Raw genomic sequence first — 23231 nt, forward strand, 5'->3', positions numbered from 1 at the left:
ATGCCGCAGGAAGTCAGATCGCCACAGGCCCGTGACCGGGAATGGGAGGTAAGGCTCCAGTTCCTCGGGGAGGCCCAAACCTATTTCGACACCATCGAAGCAGGGGTGCTGGGGTTAGCCACCCAAGGGTTGGATCGCAGCCGGGCTGATCGCATCCTGCGGGCGGCCCATTCCCTCAAGGGGGGCGCGGCGATGATGGGTTTCCCAGTACTGAGCGAACTTGCCCACCGGCTGGAGGACTACTTCAAGATCCTGCAGGTGGATCCCTGCAAGGCTGATGCCAACGTAGAACGCGGCATCCTGGCGGGGTTGGACTGGATGCGTCAAATTGCCCAGCACCACCGTCAGCAGCAACCCTTACCCGAGGCTTGGGTAACGGAGCAGGTGCAGCCGATTTTTGACCAACTGAAGCAACAACTGGGGGAACTGCAACCGGAAGATGTCGCCAGCTTACTTTCAGCAGAGGCGGGGGGCGACATGCGGGTGCTGATGTTTGAGACCGAGGTCGATGCCTGTCTCCAGCGGCTGGAGGGGGTTTTGGCCCACCCTGAGCAACCCTGCCTGCGGGAGGAGTTTCTCATCGCCAGCCAGGAACTGGGAGCACTGGGGGAAATGTTGGACTTGCCCGCCTTCACCACCCTGTGCAGATCCCTGGCCCAAACCTTGGAAGCAACGCCTATAGAAGCCAAGGAGCAGGTATTGCCTCTGGCTCAAGCTGCTTTACAGGCGTGGCGGCGGTCTCAGGCTTTGGTGCTGATCGGCCAGTTGGAGCTCTTACCCACCACTTGGGATCCCGGCCAACCCTCGGAAGTCAGGACTCCGTCCCGCTCACGTGAGCAGCCCCCACCCTCCTCCCATCAGCCTGCCATCGACCCAACAACGATTCTTTCCACGGCAGCGCCCACAGTTCCCGCCCGCAAGGTAGATCCTGTTTTGCCTGCCCCCAGCGATGGCATGATGCGGGTACCGGTCCGCCAGTTGGAACAGCTGGGGGAACTGTTCGGAGAATTCACCACCGAGCGCAATGGTTTGAATGGCCACCTGCAACGGTTGCGGGAGCTGGTCAGCTTGCTGAAGCGGCGGGTGCGCACCCTCGAAGCAACCAACAGCCGCCTGCGCAGCAGTTACGACCGGGTTGCGATTGGCTCTACCCATTCTCTGCTGGTCACGGAAGGCCCTGCGATTGGCCCAAGGGATCCCTTGCCAGTCCTGCCGACGGGCCTCTTGACCAGAGAATTTGACCTGCTGGAGATGGATCGCTACGGCGAGATGCACCTGCTGGCCCAGGAGGTGATGGAAACCGTCGTTCAGATCGACGAGATAACCGGCGATATTGACACCGCCCTGCAGGAGACCGAAGGCAGCGCCCGACAACTCACCCGCACCTCCAGGCAAATGCAAACCCACCTCACCCAGGTGCGGATGCAGCCGCTGTCTGACCTGACGGATCGCTTTCCCCGCTCCCTGCGGGAGATGAGTTTAACGTATGGCAAGCCAGTGGAATTACGGGTCTGGGGGGGATCCACTCTAATCGAACGATCCATCCTGGAGCGGTTGGCGGATCCGTTGCTACATCTGATTCGCAATGCCTTTGACCACGGCATTGAAGATCCCGAGACTCGCCTTGCCCAGGGCAAACCCGCCAAGGGGCTGATCGAAATTACTGCTGCCCACCGAGGCAATCGCACCTTGCTCACCGTTCGGGATGATGGGGCCGGGATCCGCTTGGATAAAATCCGGGCACGGGCCTTGCAAATGGGGTTTCAGGAATCGGATCTGGATACCGCCACGCCCCAAGAGCTGCTGGAGCTGATTTTTGAACCTGGCTTTAGCACAGCGGCTCAGGTGAGCGATCTCTCCGGACGGGGGGTGGGGATGGATGTGGTGCGCACCAACCTTGAACAGGTGGGTGGACGGGTACAGGTGGAGTCTTGGCCGGGGCAAGGCACCCTCTTTACCCTGACGTTGCCCCTTTCTCTAAGTGTGACTCGAGTTTTGTTGACAGAATGCCATGGCTTGATGCTGGCTTTTCCAGCCAACGCGGTGGAGGAGTTGCTTATTCCCCCTGAACTGGCCGCCCCTGAACTTCCCACTTCTTTTGTCTGGGAGGATCACCAGGTCCCTCTCATCCCCTTGAGGCAATGGTTTCGCTTCTATCGACCCCAACACCGCCTGGAAACCAACGATTCTCCCACGATTGATCAACCCACTGTGCTGCTGGTGGTGGAAGGCAACCAACCCTTTGGTCTGCTGGTGGATCGCTTTTGGCGGGAACAAGAAGTCACCCTGCGCCCTGTAGAAGAGGGGTTGCCCCTACCGCCTGGATTTTCCGGCTGCACCCTGCTGGCGGATGGGCGGATTGTGCCTCTGGTGGATATTCCCGCCCTGCTCGCTTGGATCCAAACCCAGGGATTCCCACCGAAACCTGCTGCTCTGGCGATGAGCCCACTTCACTCCCCAAGTCCTCAGCCAACCCTTTTGGTGGTGGAAGACTCGGTGAATGTGCGGCGTTTCCTGGCTATGACCCTAGAGAAGGCTGGGTTTCGCGTCGAACAAGCCCGCGATGGCCAAGAGGCACTCGAACGCCTACAGAGCGGGATCCCGATCCAAGCCGTGATCAGTGATATTGAAATGCCCCGTCTGGATGGGTTTGGCCTGCTAGCTCAGATCCGGGCTCACCCCCTGCACCATCAACTGCCGGTGTTGATGCTGACTTCCCGCAGTGGAAACAAACACCGACACCTGGCGCACACCTTAGGGGCAAGCGGTTATTTCTCTAAGCCCTTTCAGGAACAGGAGCTGATCCATTCCCTGCGGCAAGTGCTCCAAGCTTCGACTTCGACTGTGCTGAGTGGGAGGTAACCCATGGCTCTATTGTCTCCGCTGCGCTCGCGGCGCTTGGCCCAGCAGGAAGCACTAAGGCATCAGCAGAAGTTGATCACCTTTCAACTGGGATCCTATAATTTCGGGCTGCCGATCCTACGGGCGCAGCGGGTTTTGGCCTGGCAGGACATTCAAGGAGAACTCCGACCCAATGCAGGCAATGGGATCCCGTCAATTCGCCTTAGGCTTTCCCACCAATCCAGTGAAGCAGACCCATTCATTCCTCTACTCAATCCGGGTCGGTTGTTGTTGGGCAAACACCTACCTTTCCAACCCCAAACCCTGATCCTGTTGCAGCGGCCTGATCAACAGCAAGTGGGTCTGCCCATCCCCACCCCACCCCTGTTGCGCCGCTTGCCCCTTTCTCAACTCCAGCCCGTCCCCAGCCGCAATGCCGCTCAAGCCCGCCAGCGAGGGATCGTCCAGTGGGTTCCCGCTTCGGGGACGTTCTCTCACTTGTTCATCATCGACCCCGACCTCTGGTTCACCCTCAACCCCTCATCCACTGTATAACGACCAAGATCAGCGGCGGCAGATAAGAGCCCCGAATCCGCTCAAGAACGAACCGCAGGGATTTCCAAGTCAGGGTTCTCGATGCGGATCAACTCCCAGCGATAGGGGTTGCCTCCAGGCCGCTGCCAGTAAAACTGAAACGGTTGCTCCAACGCATTGACCTGATCCCGAGTCAGGTTGGCCAAGGGGCCGCCGGATCCCTCGATCACAAACCAAACCGTGGCCTTCCCTCTGGCCTCTGGGCTGATCTGCACCTGTAGCTCTTGCGGTTGAATGCGTAGGCGAAAAAATTGGCCGAAAACCTGCTGGCTGTAGGAAAGGGCCGTCTCCTTATCAAAGCCCCAATCATCGGCGTAAGCCTCGGAAAGGAGCGACTCCACCCGTTCCCAATTTCGCCCCTCCACTGCCTGGAGCAGTCGTTCGGTATGGACACGCACTTGCCGCTCCGGTTGCCCATGTTGCCAAAAAGCCCCCAACCCAATCGCCACCACCACGGATCCCACTATGGCCCAGCGGATCCAGGGGGGCAGCGGCGCAGGCGTCGGTGTTTTGGGGGTCGTAGGCAAGGGATCCCTTCCTGCAACGGGTATTGGTTCTTCACTCTACTCTTCTTTAACATTCTCCAGAAAGACCTTACCCAGAACGTGCGAGGGGCTAGGGGTGCAACGCAGCATAATGTGCCTGTCATGTGCGTGTGCTGGGCAGTAGAGGGTGGAAGGATTCTGTTTTTTCTGCCTGTGAGGAACCGGATGTAAGAAGGATATGAGAAGATCGACATCCAACCCTGCCCAACCCAAAGCCTGTTTTTGGATCGATCGGTCATGACCAAATCTACCGACCGTATGTTGCTGGATTTTGAACAGCCTGTTGCTGCCCTAGAGCAACGCATTGAGGAGATTCGCGCTTTGGCCGAAGACAACGAGATCGAGGCTTCCGAGCAAATTCGCCAGCTGGAGGCTAAAGCCGAAGAACTGCGCCGTGAGATCTTCCGTCAGCTGACCCCGGTGGAGCGCCTACAGGTGGCCCGTCACCCCCGCCGCCCCAGTACCCTCGACTACGTACAAACCATCTGTGATGATTGGTTCGAGCTACATGGGGATCGCCATGGCCAGGATGATCCGGCTATTGTTGGTGGCTTGGCCAAGTTGGAAGATCAGCCGGTTGTGATCGTGGGCCACCAAAAAGGCCGCGACACCAAAGACAATATTCACCGCAACTTCGGCATGCCCAATCCGGCTGGCTACCGCAAGGCGCTGCGGCTGATGGAGCATGCCCACCGTTTTGGTCTACCCTTGCTCACGTTTATTGATACTCCAGGGGCCTACCCTGGTGTGAAGGCAGAAGAAGAAGGCCAAGGGGAGGCAATTGCCGCCAATCTGCAAGCCCTCTTCCGCTTTGAGATCCCGATCATCTGTACCATCATCGGCGAAGGGGGATCCGGTGGAGCACTGGCCATTGGTGTTGGCGACCGGATATTGATGTTTGAACACGCCGTTTATTCGGTGATCTCCCCAGAAGGGTGTGCAGCCATTCTCTGGAAAGATGCTAAGAAAGCTCCGCAAGCAGCGGCAGCCCTGCGCATCACGGCCCAAGACCTACTGCAGCTGGAAGTCATTGACGAGATCCTACCTGAACCCGTTGGAGGTGCCCATCGTGCTCCGGTGGAAGCAGCCCAAACCCTCAAGCAAACCCTGCTGAGGCATCTACAGGCACTTTCTAGCTTAAGTGGCCGACAACTGCGGGAGGAACGCTACCAGAAGTTTCGCCGCATGGGATCCTTTTTGGAGGTGACCTGTTAGCTCAGTCAGGGCTGGGAAAGAGGTCTGACTTGATGCGAAGCATGGAGACTTAGGGGCAGATCTAAGGATTGCACAAGGAACTATGGTGCTCACGGGCTTATTTCACGTCGCCATCAAAACCAACGATTTGGAAGCCACGATCCGCTTCTACACCCAGATCCTGGGTATGCGGCAAGTTCCCCGCCCCAACTTTGGCTTTCCGGGAGCCTGGTTGGCTTGCCCAACCCCCGAAAATCCCACCATCTTTCACATCTACGCCGGTGGCCCCGCCTTAGGGAAATCAGGAGTGGCCCCCTTAGAAACTGGAGCCATTGATCACATCTCCCTGCAGGCGGTAGGGTTTCACGAATTCAAGCGGCGGATTACCCAGTTGGGCCTATCCTGTCGTGAGTTTATTGTGCCAGGAACCCACCTATGGCAACTGTTTGTCTACGATCCCAACGGGGTGTTGTTGGAGCTAACGTTCGACGGCCAAGCAGAAGCGGATCCCTTGCCGGATCTCTCCCCCGGTCGAGCCTATGTAGCTGGGGAGTCCTTCTTTGATCCGAAGGAATATCAGGGGTTGAGCCAATCCCGGCATGAGAGCCTCGTTTAGGTTATGGGAGAGAGTCGACAAAACCACTCAAGCGTTTCCCTCGTACCATTGCAGAGTAAGCCCCCTGCTTTGGAGAGAATCCCATGGCCCTGAACAAAATGACCATCCGCAAGATCCACCGCTTTCTCGCCCCCATCCTGTTTTTGCCGTTGGTGGTGACCGTACTGACGGGATCCCTGTATCAAATTGCCCTCCTCAATCAAAATTTTGACTACTACTGGCTCATCCAAATCCACAAAGGTCAGTGGGGGCCCCTCAACCTGCAGGCCATTTATCCCTTTCTGAATGGGATAGGTTTGTTGGTTATGGTGGCAACAGGTCTCAGCATGTGGCTACAAACACGACCCAATCGTCAGCTCAAACGCAGAAGTCTTAACTAACTCTTAACTTGGTTTTAATCCGCTTCTGAGGATCGGTAAATCCCCTCAAGATGTCCAGAAAACCCTACATATTTTCAGCTGATGTTGTCTAGACTAAAAGCATAGAGGTTGTGCTGAGCCTCTAGGTTTGGATCGAAAGTTAAAGCAAAACTGTCAGGAGGACGATTTATGAATATCGTTCGCTGGGATCCATTTCGTGAGATTGATGAAATTCAACGGGAAATGAACCGGATGTTTGACCGTCTGGTGCCTCGCACTACCACCAACGGAGATGGTGGATTTGCCTTTTTGCCTGCGGTGGAAATGCACGATGATCCGGAAACCATTACCCTGAAGCTGGAGCTGCCCGGTCTAGATGCCAAAGATCTGGACATCCAAGCCACAGCCGAGGCGGTTTCCATCAGTGGAGAACGGCGATTTGAAAAACGTTCGGAAGACAAAGGCGTAACCCGCAGTGAGTTCCGCTATGGACGTTTCCAACGGGTGATCCCGCTGCCGAACCGGATCCAACATGATCAGGTGAAAGCGGAATACAAAGATGGGATCCTAACTCTAACTCTGCCGAAAGCAGAATCTGAAAAAGCGCAACTGGTGAAAGTGAATGTTGTTTCCTAATCTGACGGTTAGGGTTCCGTTGATTTTCTCCGCAGGGTAGACAGGGGTTCTCGCCCAGTTCTCGATCCCACTGGGATTTCAGAGTCAAGGGTGAAGCCCCTCAAAGGGCAAGCGTCAATAGACCAACATAATTGAAATTGAATTGAGATTGAATTGAGTTGAGGTAGGTGATGAGCCTACCTTTTCTGTTTCTATTTTTGTCATCTTTCAGCTTCCACTCTAACGGGGTCGAAACCGCTTCAAGCGTAGGGCATTGGTGACCACCGAAACGGAACTGAGAGCCATGGCCGCCCCCGCCACAATCGGGTTGAGCAGCCAGCCGGTCAAGGGATAAAGCACCCCCGCCGCAATCGGGATCCCGAGTGTGTTGTAGATAAAAGCAAAAAATAGGTTTTGCCGAATGTTGTTGAGGGTGGCCCGGCTGAGCTGAATGGCAGTGACCACCCCCCGTAGATCCCCCGACATCAGGGTGATATCACTGGCGGCCATGGCCACATCTGTACCCGTACCGATGGCAATCCCCACATCGGCTTCTGCCAAGGCGGGCGCATCATTGATGCCATCCCCCACCATCGCCACTAGGTGTTGAGGCTGTCGCAAGCGGCGGATATGGGCGGCCTTTTGGTCGGGGCGTACTTGGGCGATCACCCGCAGGATCCCTGCTTGTCGGGCAATGGCTTGGGCCGTCGTTGGGTTGTCGCCCGTGAGCATGATGACCTCTAGGCCCATCTGTTGCAGCCGCTGCACCGCTTCGGGGGAGGTGGGTTTAATCGGATCGGCAATCGCCAGTAGCCCCAGTAAGCGCCCCGATTGGGCGACCCCAATCACCGTTTTGCCTTGACGTTCCCAAGTTTCCACCTGTCCCTGCAGGGTAGGATCCCAAGGGATTCCCAACTCCTGTAACCACCTCAGCCGCCCCACTTGAACCCGCTGATCTTGAACCCAAGCTTCTGCCCCATTGCCGACGATGGCTTGAAACTGCTGTGCTGTTGGAATGGAAATGGCCTCAGCTTCGGCTTTCTGAACCACCGCTTGGGCCAAAGGATGCTCCGAGTGCCGCTCCACTGCCGCAGCCAGGCGCAATACTTCCAGGGAAGAGGAGCCATTCGTCCAAATATCCGTGACCGTGGGACGGCCTTCCGTCAGGGTGCCGGTTTTATCCAACACCACGGTGCGCAGGCGATGGGCCAGCTCCAGGCTATCGGCACTCTTCACCAGTACCCCCAACTCAGCCCCTCGCCCTGTACCCACCATGATCGAGGTGGGAGTTGCCAAACCCAACGCACAAGGACAGGCGATGATCAACACGCCGATGGTATTGACTAGGGCCAAGGTCGGGTTGCCACCCAGAATCAACCAGAGGATAAACGTCAACAGGGCAACCCCAATCACCACCGGCACAAACCAAGCCGTAACCTGATCCGCCAACTGCTGAATCGGCGCTTTGGATCCCTGGGCTTCCTGAACCAAGCGGACAATCTGGGCCAAAACGGTGTCTTTACCCACCCGACGGGCTTCCATCACAAAGCTACCCGTCCGGTTCAAAGTTGCCCCAATCACCTCATCCCCTGCAGACTTCTCCACAGGTAAACTCTCCCCCGTCACCATCGACTCATCCACCGCCGAGGATCCCTCAAGGATTACCCCATCCACCGGTATCTTTTCTCCGGGGCGCACCCGGATCTGATCCCCCACCTGGACTTCTCGAATCGGGATATCCTCCTCCCGACCATTGCGAATCACCCGCGCCGTTTTCGGCTGCAACCCAATCAACTTGCGAATCGCTTCCGAGGTCTGCCCCTTGGCCCGTTGCTCCATCCACTTGCCCACCAGGATCAGGGTGGTGACCACCGCCGAGACCTCATAATACACATCGGGGTGGAGCCCCTGCCGATGGAAATAATGAGGAAAAATCGTTGGGAACAGGGAATAGAAGAAAGCTGCGCTCGTTCCCAAAGCCACCAACGTGTTCATATCCGCCGAACGCCGTTGCCAAGCTGCCCAAGCACCGCGATAAAAATGCTTGCCCACCCAAAATTGCACCGGGGCCGTCAGCACCAACTGCAACCAGGGATTGTGCAGCCACATGGGAAAGCCTGGGATCTCCATCCCCAGCATCATCGGCAGGGATCCGATCACCAAGACCGTACTGATGCCCACTCCAATCGCCACCTTCAGTTTCAGATCCCGTTCTGCTGCCCGTTGGGCGATCCGCTCGGCATCACTTGTCTCGGAATCCTGCCCATCCGCCTGGACTAACCGCGCCTGATACCCCGCCTGTTGGACCGCCCGGATCAACAGCTCGGGGCTGACCCGTTGCGGATCCCCTTTGACAGTGGCCTGTTCGGTGGCAAAATTAACGGATCCCTGAGAGACCCCCTGCACTTGCGTCAAAGCCTGTTCAATGCTGTGGGCACAGGAGGCACAACTCATGCCCTGCAAAGCCAACTGCCAGGTTGCCTCAGAGGTGGGGTCGGGAACCTTCTGAGCTGGTAAAGCGCCGGAAAACGCCTCAGAGCTTGGGTGAGCAGACATGGCGACACCTCGATAAATTGTTTAGGTCAAGAGAACCAACCCTTGCTCCCCATCTGGAGGGAGCAGAAGTTTGGGGTTGGAAGGGATTCGGCCAGCCGGAGTGATGAATTGGGAAGGAATAAACCTGGGTCAATTTACGGAGCCGGAGGATATCCCGCCTGAGTCAGGGCCTGCCGCAAATCACTCACGGGGCGCTCGGAGGTAATCACCACCTGCTTGGTTTTGGGATCCGCCTGGACTTGGGCTTGCGGATCCAGTTGTTGCACAGCTTTGGTGACAGTTTCTACACAGGCAGAACAGGCTAGTTTCGGTACGGTCAACGCGGTCTGCATCTTGAAAAGCCTCCTGGAAGTCAGGTGCCACCCCCGGTCGGAGCGGTTCTAGAACTCAATTGGCTTGATGCTAAACCTTACAGTCCACTGGAGAGTCAAGAGGGGTCACGGCTCTTCCATATTCCAACGGTGATCCACTTGATAGCCCCGCTGTCGCCAGTCTTCTTCCAGTTGCTGCTGTTGGGTTAGGGCCTTGCGCAAGGAATTGATCAGCTCCTGCATACGAGCCCGATTGTTAAAATCCTGTTCTTCGACTGCCGGAAAGGTCTGCCGCTCCAGAACCCGCAGCAAAAATTCATAGTGGACATGAGCAGGTACAGGAATACGTTTCATCGGTCTGAGCGATCCTTGGGATCCATCTGATCCTCATTCAATGGGACGACAACAGGTGACGGGCAGCTTGACCGGGATCCGGCTGTTTCACCAAGGCTTCCCCTACCAGTACAGAGCGAACTCCCCAATCCCGTAACTGTTGCAGATCGGCGGCAGTGTAAATACCAGACTCACTCACCACCGGTAGAACGTGCGGGTGCGCCGCACCGCTGCCGGGAACGGCAAGGAGATCCCGGTAGGTGGCCAACAGTCGGCGGGTCGTGTTCAAATCCACCGTAAAGGTTTTCAGATCCCGATTGTTGATGCCAATCAGCACCCGCCCCTTGGCCTCCTCCAGTTGAGGTAACTGCAGGATCCGCTGCAACTCTTGTGGGGTATGCACCTCCAGCAGAGCCGCCATGCCCAACTGGACAATCAATTTCAGAAAATAACCCAAATCGGTATCCGAAAGGATAGCCGCAATCAACAGCACCGCATCTGCCCCCAACGAGCGGGCCCACAGAATTTGGTAGGGATAGAGAATGAACTCCTTGCACAGCAGCGGGATTTCTACAGCCTGGCGAATTTGCCGGAGATACTCGCCACTGCCCTGAAAAAAACGCTCATCCGTCAGCACCGATAAGCAACTGGCCCCCCCTGCCACGTAGCTTCGGGCAATTGCCACCGGGTCAAAGGGATCCCGTAGGATGCCGCGGCTGGGAGAGGCCTTTTTTACCTCGGCAATTAAAGAAACCGGGTGGGGAGATTGGGTAAGAGCCGCCACAAAATCTCGGGTGGGAGGCGCTTGGGCCACCTGTTGCTGCAACTGCTTGAGGGGCACCTGTTGACGCTGGCGCTCCACTTCCTGTTCTTTATGCCAGACAATCTCCTCTAAGATATGGCGAGGTTTGGCTTCAGACGAGGCGGATTGATAGACCTGGGAGGCCACCACTATCGCTGGAGCAGGAGAACGACGACGGATGGACAGTGGTTCACCTCGTAGCTCCATAGAACCCCTCAACAGAACTCCACACCACACCCTAGACTACTCTAGTTTTCCAGTGACAGTTTGAATAGCTACTCCAGCCCTCCGCAAACCCAGCTGCGGGAAGGTGGTTTTTTTTACTCCAGAGGGTGAACGATCCCAACGGAAGCTGGTTAAACTGCAAGTTAGGATAGGGGCCAAGTTGCCTACTGCATTGCCAAGCATGTGGATCCAATTGGGGTGGGTGGACAAAGCACAAGCACTGGCTATTGAGCCTGGTTGACTCGCTGCACCCTAAACACCATCCCAACTTCCCAGGATGGGGGAGCGGCTCGGCTGAGGCAGAATTTAGATCATCGCTGTCTATGCTGTTTTGAAGGAGTCCAGGTGTGCTGTATCTCGCAGAGCTATCCAAGCCAATTGGGTTTGCCAAGTCGTCTCTGCAATTGCTGGCTAAGCAGCAGCAAGACAACACCTGGGTGGCGGTCAACGAAGACGCCATTACCCTTGAGGGTCGCATTGCCCAGGACGCGAACCGCTTTAAGGATGGCTCCTTGGTGCTAGCGGAAATCTCCGGTAGCCGTCAGGTTTCCCGCATTAGCGAAGCGGCTCGTCAACTGGTTACTTATTTACAAAACTTCAGCCGCGTTCAGGACAAAGCCCGCAGCCAAGAGGAAGAGATCGAAGTTTGGAAGCAATCCCTCACCTTTCAGGCCCAGGAGCTCACCCGTCGCGAGATGGAGCTAGAAGGGCGAGAGGAAGAAATCCAGCGGCTCTACGAGCAATACAAAGGGGTCGAAGAAGATCGAAAACTCCTGGACAGTCTCAAACAAGAGCTGGAAACCCAACAGGCCCACCTGGCCGAGCAACAACGCCTGATCGGGCAGCAGCGGGAAGCTCTCCATCAGCGGCAACAGGAGTTGGAAGCACAGTTGCAGGCGGCCCGTTCCAGCCGACTGGGGGAGGAGGAAGCAGTACAGCTACAGGCTTTGATTCAGCAGCTCCAGGAGTGTTTACAGCCTGCTCAGGATCCCCTTGCCCCTGTCCAAAGCTTGAAGAACCACATCCAACAGCGCCAAGAGCACCTAAACCAGCTAATCGCAACCCTAGAACAGGAGCGACAGCAGGCGCAAACTCAACAAAATGAGTTGGATCAGGATCACCACCGTTGGCAAGAGCGCCGTACCGCTTGGTGGGGATCCCGTCAATTGTGGGATCAAACTCAGGCTGGGTGGCAAGCCCAACAGGGATCCCTGCGGGCTTATCAAGAGCAACTGCAGCAGATAGCCAAGCAACTGCAACTGCAGGAGATCCTCCACCAGCAAACCTATCGCCTCGTGCAAGAGTACGATTTCATCACCGCCAGCGGAGTGAGCAACGGCGCGGCAGGAGCGGCAGATCCCCCCATCTCCCTGGAGGAACTGACGACTTTGGTCAGCCAACTGCGGCGGGATTACGAACAGCGCTCTGCTCAGGTGAACCAACAGCGGGCTGAGCTAGAACAAAACCGGCAAGCCTTGCGGGAACTGCAAGAGCGCTTAGCAACAGCCTCTCCTGATGAGCAGTTTGATATTGAAATGGATATCGACTACGCGCAGTCCGCCTGCGGAGCCTTAGAAGAAGCCCTGTTGCCCCAAGAGAAAAACCTGCAACGGGAATACGAAGAGCTTATCCGCCAAGAGGCCCGACTCAGCCAGTTGCAAGGCCAACCCACTGCTGCCCCTACCCTGCCGACCGTTGATATTGGGCCCATCTTGGGACAGATCGACAGCCAGAAACAAGCCCTCCTGCAGGAACAGAGTCGTTTGCAAACCCTCATTCAGCAACTGGAATCGTCTCTGCAACCTCAACAGGAGAATCTGGCTCGCCAACGGCAAGAGCTGGAGCAGCAATGGCGACAACTGGAGGAAGAAGAGGGATCCCTGCGGGTACGCACACAGGCGATGGCAGAAACCTGGGGGCGACTCAATCATCTGCAGGCTAGCCTCTACCCCGAGCGGGATCTGTGGGCGGATTTGGGGGCACAACTGGCACAACTGGAAACGGATTGGAGTCGACACCAGCAGGAAACCTCCACAGCCCGCACCCATGTGGAGCAGGTGCAATCTCTCTTGGCCACCCTTGCCCAAGCGTGATTGAAAGCCTGATCCAGCCTATCCAGTTAAATCGCCTCCTGCTTCTCCGTGGATCCGCGACCTCATCAAGGGGGAGGACAAATCTGGTAAAATTCGGTAGCACTTTGCGGTCATCAAGACCCCAATCCGTTCGGGTTGAGGGGACTTAAAAGTCATTTCGATCCGGTTCTTTCCTCGGGCCGCCAAGGGTATTCCAGTGTGAGGTCAGCTTGTGCGAATTGCAGTTGATGCGATGGGGGGTGACTATGCTCCCGAAGAGATCATCAAGGGTGCCCTGCTGGCCCATCGACAGCTTCAGGTTGAGATCGCACTAGTCGGTCGTCCAGAATCCCTACAACCTTTCTTGCCGCAGCCGTTGCCGTCGGGGATCACGATTGTGCCTGCCGAAGAGGATGTGGGTATGGCGGAAGAACCCCTGATGGTGCGTAAAAAGCCCAAGGCTTCCATCAATGTGTCGATGCAGCAGGTGCGGGCCAAGCAGGCAGATGCGGTGGTGGCAGCCGGAAACACAGGTGCAGCCATGGCCGCTGCTCATCTGGGTTTGGGGCGGTTAGCGGGGATTGATCGTCCCGCCATCGGCGCTCTTTTGCCCACCCTGAAAGGTAAGCCGGTTCTGCTGTTGGATGTGGGGGCCAATGTCGATTGTCGGCCTCGCTTTTTGGAGCAGTTTGCCCGCATGGGATCCCTCTATTGCCAGTGTGTGATGGGCATCGATCATCCGCGGGTCGGCCTGCTCAACATTGGCGAAGAACCCAACAAGGGTAATGATTTAGCGGTTGCCACTCATCAACGTCTTGCGGAATTAAAGGGGATCCGCTTCACCGGCAATGCTGAGGGGCGGGATGTGCTGACGGGGGAGTTCGATGTTGTGGTCTGTGATGGGTTTGTGGGCAATGCCCTGCTCAAGTTTGCCGAAAGTGTCGGTCAGGTGATTACCCAGGTGTTGCGGGAGGAGCTACCGCGCGGTTGGCGGGGCAAGATTGGCACCTGGCTGCTCAAACCCAATCTCAAGCGGGTAAAGCGGCGCATGGATTACGTGGAGTATGGGGGTGCTTTGTTGTTGGGGGTGAACGGGATTTGTGTGATCACCCATGGCAGCTCCAAAGAAGCCATGGTCTATCATGCGATTCGGCTGGCCAAAGAAGCGGCTGAACAGAAAGTCTTGGAACGGTTACGGACAGAAATGGCAGACAACACCGACTCAAACTCTAACTCGAGGCTGAGGTCTCGACCCGTTGAGAGCAGCGAGGTGCAATCTCCCGACCTAAACCCAGAAGTCTTGCCCTTTCGACCGTTGGATCGGGTGGAAGGATAGAGCCGATGCCCAACAATAGCCTCCCAACAGTGCGGTTGGTGGGGATTGGTGCCGCCCTACCGGATCCCTGTCTGCACAATGACGATTTGAGCCACATCGTCGAGACTTCGGATGAATGGATTTGGCCCCGGACTGGCATTCGGGAACGACGGATTCTGCCACCGCAACTCAGCGTGGTGGATCTGGCATATCAGGCGGCAACCGCAGCGCTTGCCCAGGCCCAGGTACACCCCCAAGACTTGGATCTGATTCTGTTGGCCACCTCCACCAGTGCCGACCGCTTCGGGTCTGCGCCCCAGGTGCAAGCGGCTCTTGGGGCCACACGGGCTGTTGCTTTTGATCTGACAGCGGCTTGCACAGGGTTTGTCTTTGCCGTGGCCACGGCAACCCAATTTTTGCAAACCGGGCTGTACCGACGGGCTTTGGTGGTGGCGGCGGATGTGCTTTCCCGCACGGTGGATTGGACGGATCGCACCACCTGTGTGTTGTTTGGGGATGGGGCCGGTGCTGTCCTTTTGGAGGCGGATCCTGCGGCAGCAGCAGATCCGTTGCAGTCTGGCCAACACGGGATTTTGGGCATTGAGTTACGCAGCGATGGTACCGGTAGTGAGCTGCTCAGCTTGCGCATGGAAACGGAAGCCAGATCCCTAGTGGGATCCCTGCAGGTGGGGCAATACCGCTGTCGCCCCATCACCATGAATGGGCGGGAGGTGTACAAGTTTGCCGTCCATGCCGTGCCGGAGGTCATCGAAAAGTCCCTCTTCCGGGCCGGGATCCCAGCAGAAGCGGTGCAGGGGTACTTTGTTCACCAGGCCAACCAGCGCATTCTCGATGCCATTGCCAAACGCCTGCAGGTGGATCCGGCTCGCATAGCCAGTGTGTTGGAGCACTACGGCAATACCTCCGGGGCCTCGGTGCCCATCGCTTTGGCGGATTGGGTGGAAAAGGGGCGCTTTGGCCCCGGCGATCTGGGAGTGATGGTGGGTTTTGGCGCCGGTCTCACCTGGGGCTCGATTGTGTTTCGTTGGGGGAAGTAGATTGATGACCATTGCCTGGATTTATCCCGGCCAGGGATCCCAAGCCGTTGGCATGGGAGCAGACTTACGGGATTGGGAGGGGGCCAAGCAGAAGTTGGCTTTGGCCTGTGATCTATTGGGATGGGATCCCTTAGCGCTGTTGGAAGAACAAATTCACCAAACTCGCTACACCCAGCCAGCTTTGTTTACCGTTTCCGCCCTGCTAACGGATTACCTCTATGCTCAGGGCCAGACCCCTGCCTGCACGGCGGGCCACAGCTTGGGGGAATACAGCGCCCTCTATGCGGCGGGGGTGTTTGACTTTGAAACCGGCTTGCGGCTGGTGGCGCTGCGGGGTCAGTTGATGGATGCGGTAGGAGAGGGGGATCCCGCTGGGGGGATGGCGGCGGTGATCGGGTTTGACCGAGCCAAGTTAGAGCATCTCTGCGATGTCATTCCCGATGTGGCCATTGCTAATGACAATAGCCCGGATCAGGTGGTGATCACCGGCCATGTCGATTCTGTGAAAGCCGTCTGTGAGCAACTACAGGCCAAACGGGCTGTTCCTTTGAAGGTGAGTGGTGCTTTTCACTCCTGGTTGATGCAGGCTGCTGCCGATGAATTTGCCCAAACCCTAGAGGCAATCCACTTTCAAACCCCACGGGTGCCGGTTTACAGCAACAGTACCGCCACTGCCAGCCAAGATCCGCAGCTGCTCAAACAGGCCCTTTTGGTGCAAATGACAGCCCCGGTGCGGTGGCGGGAAACTGTTCTGCAAATGGCCGCCGACGGCATCCAACAGGTGTGGGAAATCGGCCCAGGGGCTGTGTTGACAGGGTTGGTGAAACGAACTGTACCGGCGCTGCAGCGACAAAACTTGAGTACCCTAAGCCTCTAGGTTTTGCGCTTGAGTTGTCCCCTGATGAGATCCGTTGAGATCTTGAGACCTCTTGAGATCAGCTGAGATCGCCGGGATCAGACCTGTCGAGATGGGGATCCGGGGTTACCCCGCATCCACCCTTAAGCTGGGATCCGACCCAACAAAACCTCCACCAAAGCCTGTAGAGAAACGGGGGTTGTGCCGTAGCAAGCCAGGTAAACTGGGATCTGCGGCAGGGCGGATGGATCCTCGGGGGATCCCAAGGCTAAGCCGATCACTTTTTCGGGGGAAAGGGCGCTCACCAGCTTCGCCAGTAACTCACTCTGGGCCGGGTGACGAAAGAGATCCAGGGATCCCACCACCACTTGCTCAGCCCTTTTGACCCTTTCCAGGAGTATTGGCCAATCCTCAGGGTTGGGATCCAGGGTAATCCGGAAAACTTGAGCACTGGGTAAGGCGTGTTGCAGCAGCTCCCCCAAGAGAGGAACCGGGGTAATCAGCAATAGGTCAGGGGCTAAAGGGGGCAGGGATCCCTTGAGAAGGGTAATGCTGGCTAGGGCAATGCGCTGAGCGAGAGCCTGATGACTGGGACTGGTGGCAGGCTTGGCGGTTTCTGCCCTTTTCGAGTCGGGTGGGGATCCCAAGCGATAGCGTTGTTTCAAGTTCAGGATCCGCTGCACCGATTGCTCCAGTTGCTGCACCGATAACCGTCCGCTGCGGAACCCCCGCAACAGGTGGGCATAGGCTTCTTTTTGCACCACCGGTGTAAAGCCGCGATCCGCTCCAAACAGAAGAATATCGGCCCCCGCTTGAAAAGCCAGTTCTGCCGCCTCCGGGATCCCGTAGGTTTGGGCAATGGCCCCCATGGTCATGGAATCCGTGAAAATGACCCCTGTAAACCCCAGCCGTTGCCGCAACTCGCCAGACAAGATCTCAGGAGCCAGTGTTGCCGGTCGTTCGGATCCCAGGGCAGGCATCACCACATGCGCCGTCATGATTGCTTCTGCCCCTGCTTGGATCAGGGCTTGAAAGGGGTAGAGTTCCGTGGCTTGCAGCTCCACCAGCGGGCGATCCACCCGTGGTAACCCCAGGTGGGAATCGATATGGGTATCCCCATGGCCGGGAAAATGTTTCGGGGTACAGAGGATCCCGGCTTGTCGATACCCCCGCAGCATCGCCAGGCCGTAGTCCGCCACCTGTTGCGGGTCAGACCCAAAGGCACGGATGCCGATGATTGGGTTGTAGGGGTTGCTGTTGACATCGACAACGGGCGCGAAGTTCAGGTTGAACCCCAAGCTTTTTAGCTCGATGCCCACGACTTGGGCCATGGCTTCGGCATCTTCAAGGGATCCCGCTGCCGCTACCGCCCTAGCGCTGGGAAAAACCGTCACCCCTTCTGTGAGACGCACCACCGGCCCCCCCTCTTGGTCAATACCCATCCACAAGGGGATCCGACTTTGGGCTTGGGCAGACGCAGTTAGCTGAGCGACTTGGGACAGCGTTTGGATATTCCCAGCAACCGAGTAGAAGATCAGCCCACCTATGTGATACTCCCGGATCATTTCTTTCAGGGCAGGCGATAGCAACGGCCCCTCGAAATAAACCAAAAATAGTTGCCCCACCTTTTCCTCAAGGCTCCAGGTACTCAGATCCATTTCGTTCAGGGGGGAATCGATAAAGCGGGTCAAAAGCGGAATCCTTTTTTTCTCCGATGCCAAGGGTAACTTAAGTTGCGGATGGGGAGTTGCAAAGAATCTCTAGAAAATCCCTAGAAAAGTGCCCCATGCTCTACAGGGGGACTCTAAAACCCACACCAAGATGGGTATAAAATGACAACAAATCTTTTTATTTTTATATTTCGGGCCGACCATGTTACCCCCACGCCAGTTTTGGATCATGACCTTTCCCGCGTTGGCCGGAGTGACAGTGGCCATCAGTGGTCTAGGGGCGGGAGGATCCCTGTTGCAGGCAGGAGCGGCAGGTTTGGCTACGGGAATGACGGGCTATGTGGCTTCTGCCCTATCTGCGGGGGAGGCTAAAGCCCAGATCCAGGCACAATCTCTACAGCAGCATCAAAAACAAAGTGACCTCAACACCCTGAACCTGCAACAGTTGCAAAAAGAGTTTGCCACCCTCAGAGATATTCTGCAAAACTTACAAGCAGACTTACACAAGTGGAAAACACATCCTAGCCAGCTTCATGCAGAGACTCAGACAAACACTCAAGCCACTCAGCTAGAGCAAGAGATAGAATCTCATAGACAGTTGCTTGCCGATCTGCAGCAAGAAGAGCAAACCCTACAAGACTCGATTCAAGATCTACAAACCAAAAGACAAAAATTAATTCAGTATCTCAAAGATGGTATTGCTAAGGTAGAGCAGCTGCAATCAAAACGGGATCTCTTAAATCAGGATATCAACCGCTTAACTCAGTCTCGACAATCCATAGGCTCCACTAGGAACAAGGTTAAGACTCAGGTTGCAAGCGCATCTTTGGGTATAACTTCCTCATCTGTAAAATCTATAAAAATTCTTAGCTCCGCTGAATATATCAGTAAGTATGATGAGATTTTATCATCTATGGAAGAAAAGATTAAGTATCTAGAAAAAAAGATTAAGTATCTAGAAAATAGAGCAAAGTCAATTGCTGATTTGGCACCCAATGAACACTAACGCGTAGGCTCACTATTATGGCTTAATCCCAAAGTCCCTGATCTCGTTATCTGGCTCTGTTTTCATGTTGTTTTTAGTTAGCACGACAAACTTTCTGTTAGAACATTCTGTTAGAATATTAGAACAGTTGAGCTAAACCAGTTCCACCTTACAAAGCCTCTATGCTCGAGGTTACTAGCATTCTTGAGAATCTCTGTGCTGATTGGATTGAGTTGGAAAGCTCGACACTCTGTTCTTGCTTAAAGCAAACAACAAGCAAATCTCCACAAAATAGCTAGCTAGCTGGTTGGTGTAATTAATTGGGGGGTGTTTACCCTTTGCTTTCTCCCAATCAGCCGAGCATGCAGACGAGGATACATAGCTTTGTATCCCTTAGAAAAACCTAATCTGACAACAGAAGCATTTGGACGATTGAGATAATAAAAAGCCTCAGAGCCGACTAGGATCCTGGACAGCTTCCCGAATCAAGGCTTGCACCGATCCAGAAAAATCCTTATAAAGGAAGCCTTATGGAAGTTCTCGAGAGCGACTTTGTGGTCATCGGGGCAGGGCTGGCAGGGCTCTATGCCGCCCTCCGCGCTGCTGAGTATGGCCTAGTGTACTTACTCACAAAAACCAGCCTCTCCGAGACCAACTCTGCATGGGCGCAAGGAGGGATTGCTGCAGCTGTTGATGAGAGCGATTCCCCGCAACTGCATCGGGAAGACACCCTGAAAGCGGGGTGGGGCTTATGTGATGAGCAAGCGGTAGAGGTGCTGGTGCGGGACGGACCCCAATGTATCAACGAGTTGGATCGGTTAGGGGTAGCCTTTGATCGCACGCCTTGGGGTTATGAGTTGGGGCAGGAGGGTGGCCACAGCTTCCGCCGTATCGTTCATGCGGGGGGTAACTCAACCGGCCAGCGTATCGTTGCCCGCCTGTCTGAACTGGTGATGCAAAATTCCAGGATCAAGCTTATCAAGCAGGCACCCGTGATTGATCTGGTGACAGCTGACGGGGTATGCCTTGGGGCAAAGGTTGCCCCCCATCAAATTGTGCTGGCTAGCGTGACCTTCTTAGCGACCGGAGGGGCAGCAGCTCTTTATGAACGCACAACTGCTCCTTCTGGTGCAACGGGGGATGGCATAGCGTTAGCCTATCGGGCAGGTGCTGAGCTGGCTGACTTGGAGTTTGTTCAGTTTCACCCGACGGCTTTGGCTCTTCCTAACGCTCCCAGTTTTCTCATCAGTGAAGCTGTGCGGGGGGAGGGAGCCTATCTGCTCAATCAGCAGGGGGAACGCTTTATGCCTCACTACGACGAGCGGGCAGAACTTGCCCCTCGAGACATCGTTGCCCGAGCCATCTTTACAGAGATTCACAAAGCTCAAGCAGAGCACGTTTTTCTAAGCTTGCAACATCTTGATCCTGAGCTGGTGCGTTCTCGCTTTGCCAACATCTACCAGACATGCCTGCGCTATGGGTTGGATGCAACACGAGATCTCATCCCTGTAGCTCCTGCAGCCCACTACAGCATTGGAGGAGTTCGCACCAACCTTTGGGCGGAGACAACCCTCAAGAATCTCTTTGCCATTGGGGAAGTCTCCTGCACTGGGGTACATGGCGCCAATCGCTTGGCCAGTAATTCCCTCTTGGAGTGTTTGGTCTTTGCCAGGCGGGCTGTGGAAGCAGCGATTCAGCGTGAACTCCCCAAACCCAGACCCCCCAAGCTTAGCCAAGCTGACTCCTGGGAACCCAGCCACTCCCATAGTCATATACACCCTCAAGTTAAACGGCTCATGACTGAGCATGTCGGTCTAGTGCGAGATCGCAGGGGCCTAAAATATGCCATTGGCGAACTCAGCCGTCTAGAATCTGAAGGCTGGGGTCCTGCTCAAGACCAAGCCTTGGCTGCTCGGCTCATAGCTCAAAGTGCCCTCTTGCGGGCTGAAACACGCGGAGTTCACATGCGCTCAGACTTTCCTTGGGAGAACCCCAGCTGGCAAACCCATATCATCATTCAGAAAGATCGACTGATGCGCCGGGAGAAGCAGTTGCAAACGGAGTCGCCATGAGTAGGTTGGATTCCCTTGCTGTCCAAACAATCATTAAAAATGCCCTGCAAGAAGACATCGGCCCTGGCGATGTAACCAGCGAAGCTATCTGCACACCTGATCACATCGGACAAGCGGTTATGCGCACTAAGGAAGCCTGTGTGGTTGCGGGTGTACCGATTGCTCAGATGGTCTTTGCAACTTTGGATAATGAGATAGAGGAGATAGAGTTTGTGCCGCAGGTCTGTGACGGAGACCGGCTTGTTCCCGGTCAAACCATTGCTGAGATCAAGGGACGGCTGCGAACCATCCTCATGGGCGAGCGCACTGCTTTGAACCTCTTGCAAAGGCTCAGTGGCATCGCCACACTCACGGCGCGCTATGTGGAAGCAGTTCAGGGTTTTTCGGCAAAGATTTTGGACACACGCAAGACCGCTCCTGGCTTACGGATCCTGGAGAAGTACGCGGTCTATGTTGGCGGTGGACACAATCATAGGATAGGCCTCTATGATGGCATCTTGATTAAAAGCAATCACATTCGCGCAGCAGGTGGGGTTGTGGCGGCGATTGAGCGCGCTCGCCGCTATGCGCCTATAATGCTCAAAATTGAAGTTGAGGTAAAAAATCTGGCAGAGTTACGTGAGGCTTTGCAAGCGGGTGTAGATCGTGTGATGCTGGACAACATGTCTACGGAGGAGATGCGCCAGGCAGTGCAGATGACTGAAGGGCGTGTACCGTTGGAGGCTTCAGGGGGGGTCTCCCTAGATAACGTGCGCCAGATTGCTGCTACGGGCGTGGACTTTATTTCTGTCGGCGCCCTCACCCATTCTGCTAAGGCTATCGATATGCATTTAGAGGTACTTGCGGCATGACTCTTCTTGAGCAGCTAGAGATTACACAGGAGATTGCAAAACTCAAGACTGAAAAAAACGCGGTAATCTTGGCCCATAACTATCAGGTTCCTGAAGTTCAAGACATCGCAGACTTTGTTGGTGACTCTCTGGGTTTGTCGCAAGCTGCTGCTCAGACCGATGCTGAGATCATTGTCTTTTGCGGTGTGCATTTTATGGCCGAGACGGCCTCGATTCTCTGTCCAGAACAACGCGTGCTTTTGCCGGATCTAGAAGCTGGCTGCTCCCTGGCAGCGATGATTGATGCAGAGCAGTTGCGGCAATGGAAGGCTGAACACTCTGATGCTGTGGTGGTTTCCTATGTCAACACCACTGCTGAAGTGAAGGCAGAGTCGGATTACTGCTGCACATCGGCCAATGCCTTAAAGATCATCCAAGCCATTCCGCCTGAGCAAGAGATTCTCTTTCTGCCAGATATGTTCTTAGGTGCCTATCTGGAGAAGGTAACGGGGCGGAAAATGCACATCTGGCCAGGGGAGTGTCATGTGCATGCCGGCATCCACCCCCGAGAGATTGACGCTATGCACGCCATTCACCCTGAAGCAGAGCTTTTGATTCACCCCGAGTGTGGGTGTTCAACTTCGTGCATGTACTACCAAGCCACTGGGGATTCAAAAGGCAAAGTACACATTCTTTCCACAGAGGGCATGATTCAACATGCTCGCCGAAGCCTGGCTAAAGAGTTCATTGTGGCCACAGAAGTTGGAATTGTTCACCGGCTCCAGAAAGAAATGACAGATAAAACCTTTTATCCTGCCAGTGAGCGTGCTATTTGCCAATACATGAAGAAAATTACTCTAGAGAAAGTCTGGATATCCTTGCAAGAAGAAATCTACGAAGTGCGTGTTCCGGAGCCAACTGCTAGTAAAGCCCGTAGGGCTATTGAGCGGATGCTAGCGCTGGCTTGATGATTTCCTTTGGGTTGGGTGGGGTGCAACTGCCTAGGGATCCCCACAGGAACCCCAACTGGATCCCAACCGCCTGCTAGACCCATCGGGCACTTCTCCCTTGAGAGTCCAGGCCTGGAGGTAGCGGATTGAGAACCCCCCATAGGCGGCTGCAACTTCCCCCCACCAGACCAACTAAGGTGCAACCAGCCTTTTTTTCACCCTATGGTCCTCATGCATCGATGGGTGGATCCATCGCCAGCATCCCTGGGCAAAACAGGCCAAAGGAGCGGGGAGATGCTAGAGAAAGTTACGAAAAGCAGCGTAAAGCCCCCGGTTTCTAACCGGGGGATATAAGCGCACAGGCTGAATTTATTCAGCAACAGAAATATATATACAATAGTCCCCATGAAACGGGTCACCACCACACTCAAG

Annotated in this window: 20 protein-coding genes; 14 read left to right on the forward strand and 6 right to left on the reverse strand. The window is 55.5% G+C overall.

The window, feature by feature from the left end:
- Both JX360_RS05570 and JX360_RS05575 read left to right on the forward strand, forming a co-directional pair.
- Positions 1-2862: a hybrid sensor histidine kinase/response regulator gene (locus tag JX360_RS05570; protein WP_244349611.1), complete on the forward strand. Its 2862-nt coding sequence runs from the start codon at positions 1-3 to the stop codon at positions 2860-2862.
- Between the two features lie 3 nt (positions 2863-2865).
- Entirely contained in the window at positions 2866-3396 is a 531-nt protein-coding gene (locus JX360_RS05575) for a chemotaxis protein CheW (protein WP_244349612.1), read from the forward strand.
- Positions 3397-3437: 41 nt separating this feature from the next.
- On the opposite strand, the gene JX360_RS05580 is transcribed toward JX360_RS05575, so the two are convergent.
- Complete coding sequence (locus JX360_RS05580; protein ID WP_244349613.1) at positions 3438-3962, reverse strand: hypothetical protein; 525 nt, start codon at positions 3960-3962, stop codon at positions 3438-3440.
- A 255-nt stretch (positions 3963-4217) separates the two neighbouring features.
- Between JX360_RS05580 and JX360_RS05585 the strand changes: the two genes are divergently transcribed.
- The 4 genes from JX360_RS05585 to JX360_RS05600 all read left to right on the forward strand — a co-directional run bounded on the left by JX360_RS05585 (position 4218) and on the right by JX360_RS05600 (position 6785).
- Positions 4218-5195 carry an acetyl-CoA carboxylase carboxyltransferase subunit alpha gene (locus JX360_RS05585; protein WP_244349617.1) on the forward strand — a complete coding sequence of 326 codons (978 nt, stop codon included), beginning with the start codon at positions 4218-4220 and terminating at the stop codon, positions 5193-5195.
- A gap of 82 nt (positions 5196-5277) precedes the next feature.
- Positions 5278-5790 carry a VOC family protein gene (locus JX360_RS05590; protein ID WP_244349619.1) on the forward strand — a complete coding sequence of 171 codons (513 nt, stop codon included), beginning with the start codon at positions 5278-5280 and terminating at the stop codon, positions 5788-5790.
- A gap of 83 nt (positions 5791-5873) precedes the next feature.
- Positions 5874-6170, forward strand: a complete 297-nt coding sequence (locus JX360_RS05595; protein WP_244349620.1) for a PepSY domain-containing protein — start codon at positions 5874-5876, stop codon at positions 6168-6170.
- 168 nt (positions 6171-6338) lie between these two features.
- Positions 6339-6785: an Hsp20/alpha crystallin family protein gene (locus tag JX360_RS05600; protein ID WP_244349622.1), complete on the forward strand. Its 447-nt coding sequence runs from the start codon at positions 6339-6341 to the stop codon at positions 6783-6785.
- Between the two features lie 219 nt (positions 6786-7004).
- Here the strand turns inward: JX360_RS05600 and JX360_RS05605 are convergent, their stop codons facing one another.
- The 4 genes from JX360_RS05605 to trpC all read right to left on the reverse strand — a co-directional run bounded on the left by JX360_RS05605 (position 7005) and on the right by trpC (position 10952).
- On the reverse strand, positions 7005-9320 hold the full coding sequence (locus tag JX360_RS05605; protein ID WP_279611276.1) for a heavy metal translocating P-type ATPase: 2316 nt from the start codon (positions 9318-9320) through the stop codon (positions 7005-7007).
- 134 nt (positions 9321-9454) lie between these two features.
- A complete protein-coding gene (locus JX360_RS05610) occupies positions 9455-9652 on the reverse strand; it encodes a heavy-metal-associated domain-containing protein (RefSeq protein ID WP_244349623.1) in 198 nt (65 codons plus the stop codon).
- A 105-nt stretch (positions 9653-9757) separates the two neighbouring features.
- Positions 9758-9985 (reverse strand): DUF5340 domain-containing protein, encoded by a 228-nt coding sequence (locus JX360_RS05615; protein WP_235277476.1) that lies wholly within the window; start codon positions 9983-9985, stop codon positions 9758-9760.
- Positions 9986-10022: 37 nt separating this feature from the next.
- The gene (gene trpC, locus JX360_RS05620; protein ID WP_244349639.1) at positions 10023-10952 is read right to left on the reverse strand and encodes an indole-3-glycerol phosphate synthase TrpC; all 930 of its coding nucleotides are present in this window, start codon (positions 10950-10952) and stop codon (positions 10023-10025) included.
- Between the two features lie 386 nt (positions 10953-11338).
- Between trpC and hmpF the strand changes: the two genes are divergently transcribed.
- The 4 genes from hmpF (at position 11339) to fabD (ending at position 16313) form a co-directional block, all read left to right on the forward strand.
- Positions 11339-13084, forward strand: coding sequence for a pilus motility taxis protein HmpF (gene hmpF, locus JX360_RS05625; protein WP_244349624.1), 1746 nt, complete (start codon positions 11339-11341; stop codon positions 13082-13084).
- 211 nt (positions 13085-13295) lie between these two features.
- Positions 13296-14399 carry a phosphate acyltransferase PlsX gene (gene plsX, locus JX360_RS05630; RefSeq protein ID WP_341830531.1) on the forward strand — a complete coding sequence of 368 codons (1104 nt, stop codon included), beginning with the start codon at positions 13296-13298 and terminating at the stop codon, positions 14397-14399.
- A 5-nt stretch (positions 14400-14404) separates the two neighbouring features.
- The gene (locus JX360_RS05635) at positions 14405-15436 is read left to right on the forward strand and encodes a beta-ketoacyl-ACP synthase III (protein ID WP_244349625.1); all 1032 of its coding nucleotides are present in this window, start codon (positions 14405-14407) and stop codon (positions 15434-15436) included.
- Positions 15437-15440: 4 nt separating this feature from the next.
- Positions 15441-16313 carry an ACP S-malonyltransferase gene (gene fabD, locus JX360_RS05640; protein WP_244349626.1) on the forward strand — a complete coding sequence of 291 codons (873 nt, stop codon included), beginning with the start codon at positions 15441-15443 and terminating at the stop codon, positions 16311-16313.
- A gap of 122 nt (positions 16314-16435) precedes the next feature.
- Here fabD and nagZ read toward each other — a convergent pair whose 3' ends face one another.
- Positions 16436-17983: a beta-N-acetylhexosaminidase gene (nagZ, locus tag JX360_RS05645; protein ID WP_244349628.1), complete on the reverse strand. Its 1548-nt coding sequence runs from the start codon at positions 17981-17983 to the stop codon at positions 16436-16438.
- Between the two features lie 238 nt (positions 17984-18221).
- Between nagZ and JX360_RS05650 the strand changes: the two genes are divergently transcribed.
- The 4 genes from JX360_RS05650 (at position 18222) to nadA (ending at position 22817) form a co-directional block, all read left to right on the forward strand.
- Positions 18222-18968, forward strand: a complete 747-nt coding sequence (locus tag JX360_RS05650) for a hypothetical protein (protein WP_244349630.1) — start codon at positions 18222-18224, stop codon at positions 18966-18968.
- A 509-nt stretch (positions 18969-19477) separates the two neighbouring features.
- Positions 19478-21019, forward strand: coding sequence for an L-aspartate oxidase (locus JX360_RS05655; protein ID WP_244349632.1), 1542 nt, complete (start codon positions 19478-19480; stop codon positions 21017-21019).
- Complete coding sequence (gene nadC, locus JX360_RS05660; protein WP_244349634.1) at positions 21016-21870, forward strand: carboxylating nicotinate-nucleotide diphosphorylase; 855 nt, start codon at positions 21016-21018, stop codon at positions 21868-21870. The genes JX360_RS05655 and nadC overlap by 4 nt, the downstream gene beginning before the upstream one ends.
- Positions 21867-22817 (forward strand): quinolinate synthase NadA, encoded by a 951-nt coding sequence (gene nadA, locus JX360_RS05665; RefSeq protein ID WP_244349635.1) that lies wholly within the window; start codon positions 21867-21869, stop codon positions 22815-22817. Before nadC ends, nadA begins: the two co-directional genes overlap by 4 nt.
- Positions 22818-23231: the final 414 nt, after the last annotated feature.

The sequence above is a fragment of the Thermostichus vulcanus str. 'Rupite' genome (genome assembly GCF_022848905.1).
Taxonomy (GTDB): Bacteria; Cyanobacteriota; Cyanobacteriia; order Thermostichales; family Thermostichaceae; genus Thermostichus; species Thermostichus vulcanus_A.

What these genes read in the sequence shown, in the direction of transcription:
- JX360_RS05570 (WP_244349611.1), top strand. Translation starts at nt 1, where the DNA reads ATGCCGCAGGAAGTCAGATCGCCACAGGCCCGTGACCGGGAATGGGAG.
- JX360_RS05575 (WP_244349612.1), top strand. Translation starts at nt 2,866, where the DNA reads ATGGCTCTATTGTCTCCGCTGCGCTCGCGGCGCTTGGCCCAGCAGGAA.
- JX360_RS05585 (WP_244349617.1), top strand. Translation starts at nt 4,218, where the DNA reads ATGACCAAATCTACCGACCGTATGTTGCTGGATTTTGAACAGCCTGTT.
- JX360_RS05590 (WP_244349619.1), top strand. Translation starts at nt 5,278, where the DNA reads ATGGTGCTCACGGGCTTATTTCACGTCGCCATCAAAACCAACGATTTG.
- JX360_RS05595 (WP_244349620.1), top strand. Translation starts at nt 5,874, where the DNA reads ATGGCCCTGAACAAAATGACCATCCGCAAGATCCACCGCTTTCTCGCC.
- JX360_RS05600 (WP_244349622.1), top strand. Translation starts at nt 6,339, where the DNA reads ATGAATATCGTTCGCTGGGATCCATTTCGTGAGATTGATGAAATTCAA.
- JX360_RS05605 (WP_279611276.1), bottom strand. Translation starts at nt 9,320, where the DNA reads ATGTCTGCTCACCCAAGCTCTGAGGCGTTTTCCGGCGCTTTACCAGCT.
- JX360_RS05610 (WP_244349623.1), bottom strand. Translation starts at nt 9,652, where the DNA reads ATGCAGACCGCGTTGACCGTACCGAAACTAGCCTGTTCTGCCTGTGTA.
- JX360_RS05615 (WP_235277476.1), bottom strand. Translation starts at nt 9,985, where the DNA reads ATGAAACGTATTCCTGTACCTGCTCATGTCCACTATGAATTTTTGCTG.
- JX360_RS05635 (WP_244349625.1), top strand. Translation starts at nt 14,405, where the DNA reads ATGCCCAACAATAGCCTCCCAACAGTGCGGTTGGTGGGGATTGGTGCC.
- fabD (WP_244349626.1), top strand. Translation starts at nt 15,441, where the DNA reads ATGACCATTGCCTGGATTTATCCCGGCCAGGGATCCCAAGCCGTTGGC.
- JX360_RS05655 (WP_244349632.1), top strand. Translation starts at nt 19,478, where the DNA reads ATGGAAGTTCTCGAGAGCGACTTTGTGGTCATCGGGGCAGGGCTGGCA.
- nadC (WP_244349634.1), top strand. Translation starts at nt 21,016, where the DNA reads ATGAGTAGGTTGGATTCCCTTGCTGTCCAAACAATCATTAAAAATGCC.
- nadA (WP_244349635.1), top strand. Translation starts at nt 21,867, where the DNA reads ATGACTCTTCTTGAGCAGCTAGAGATTACACAGGAGATTGCAAAACTC.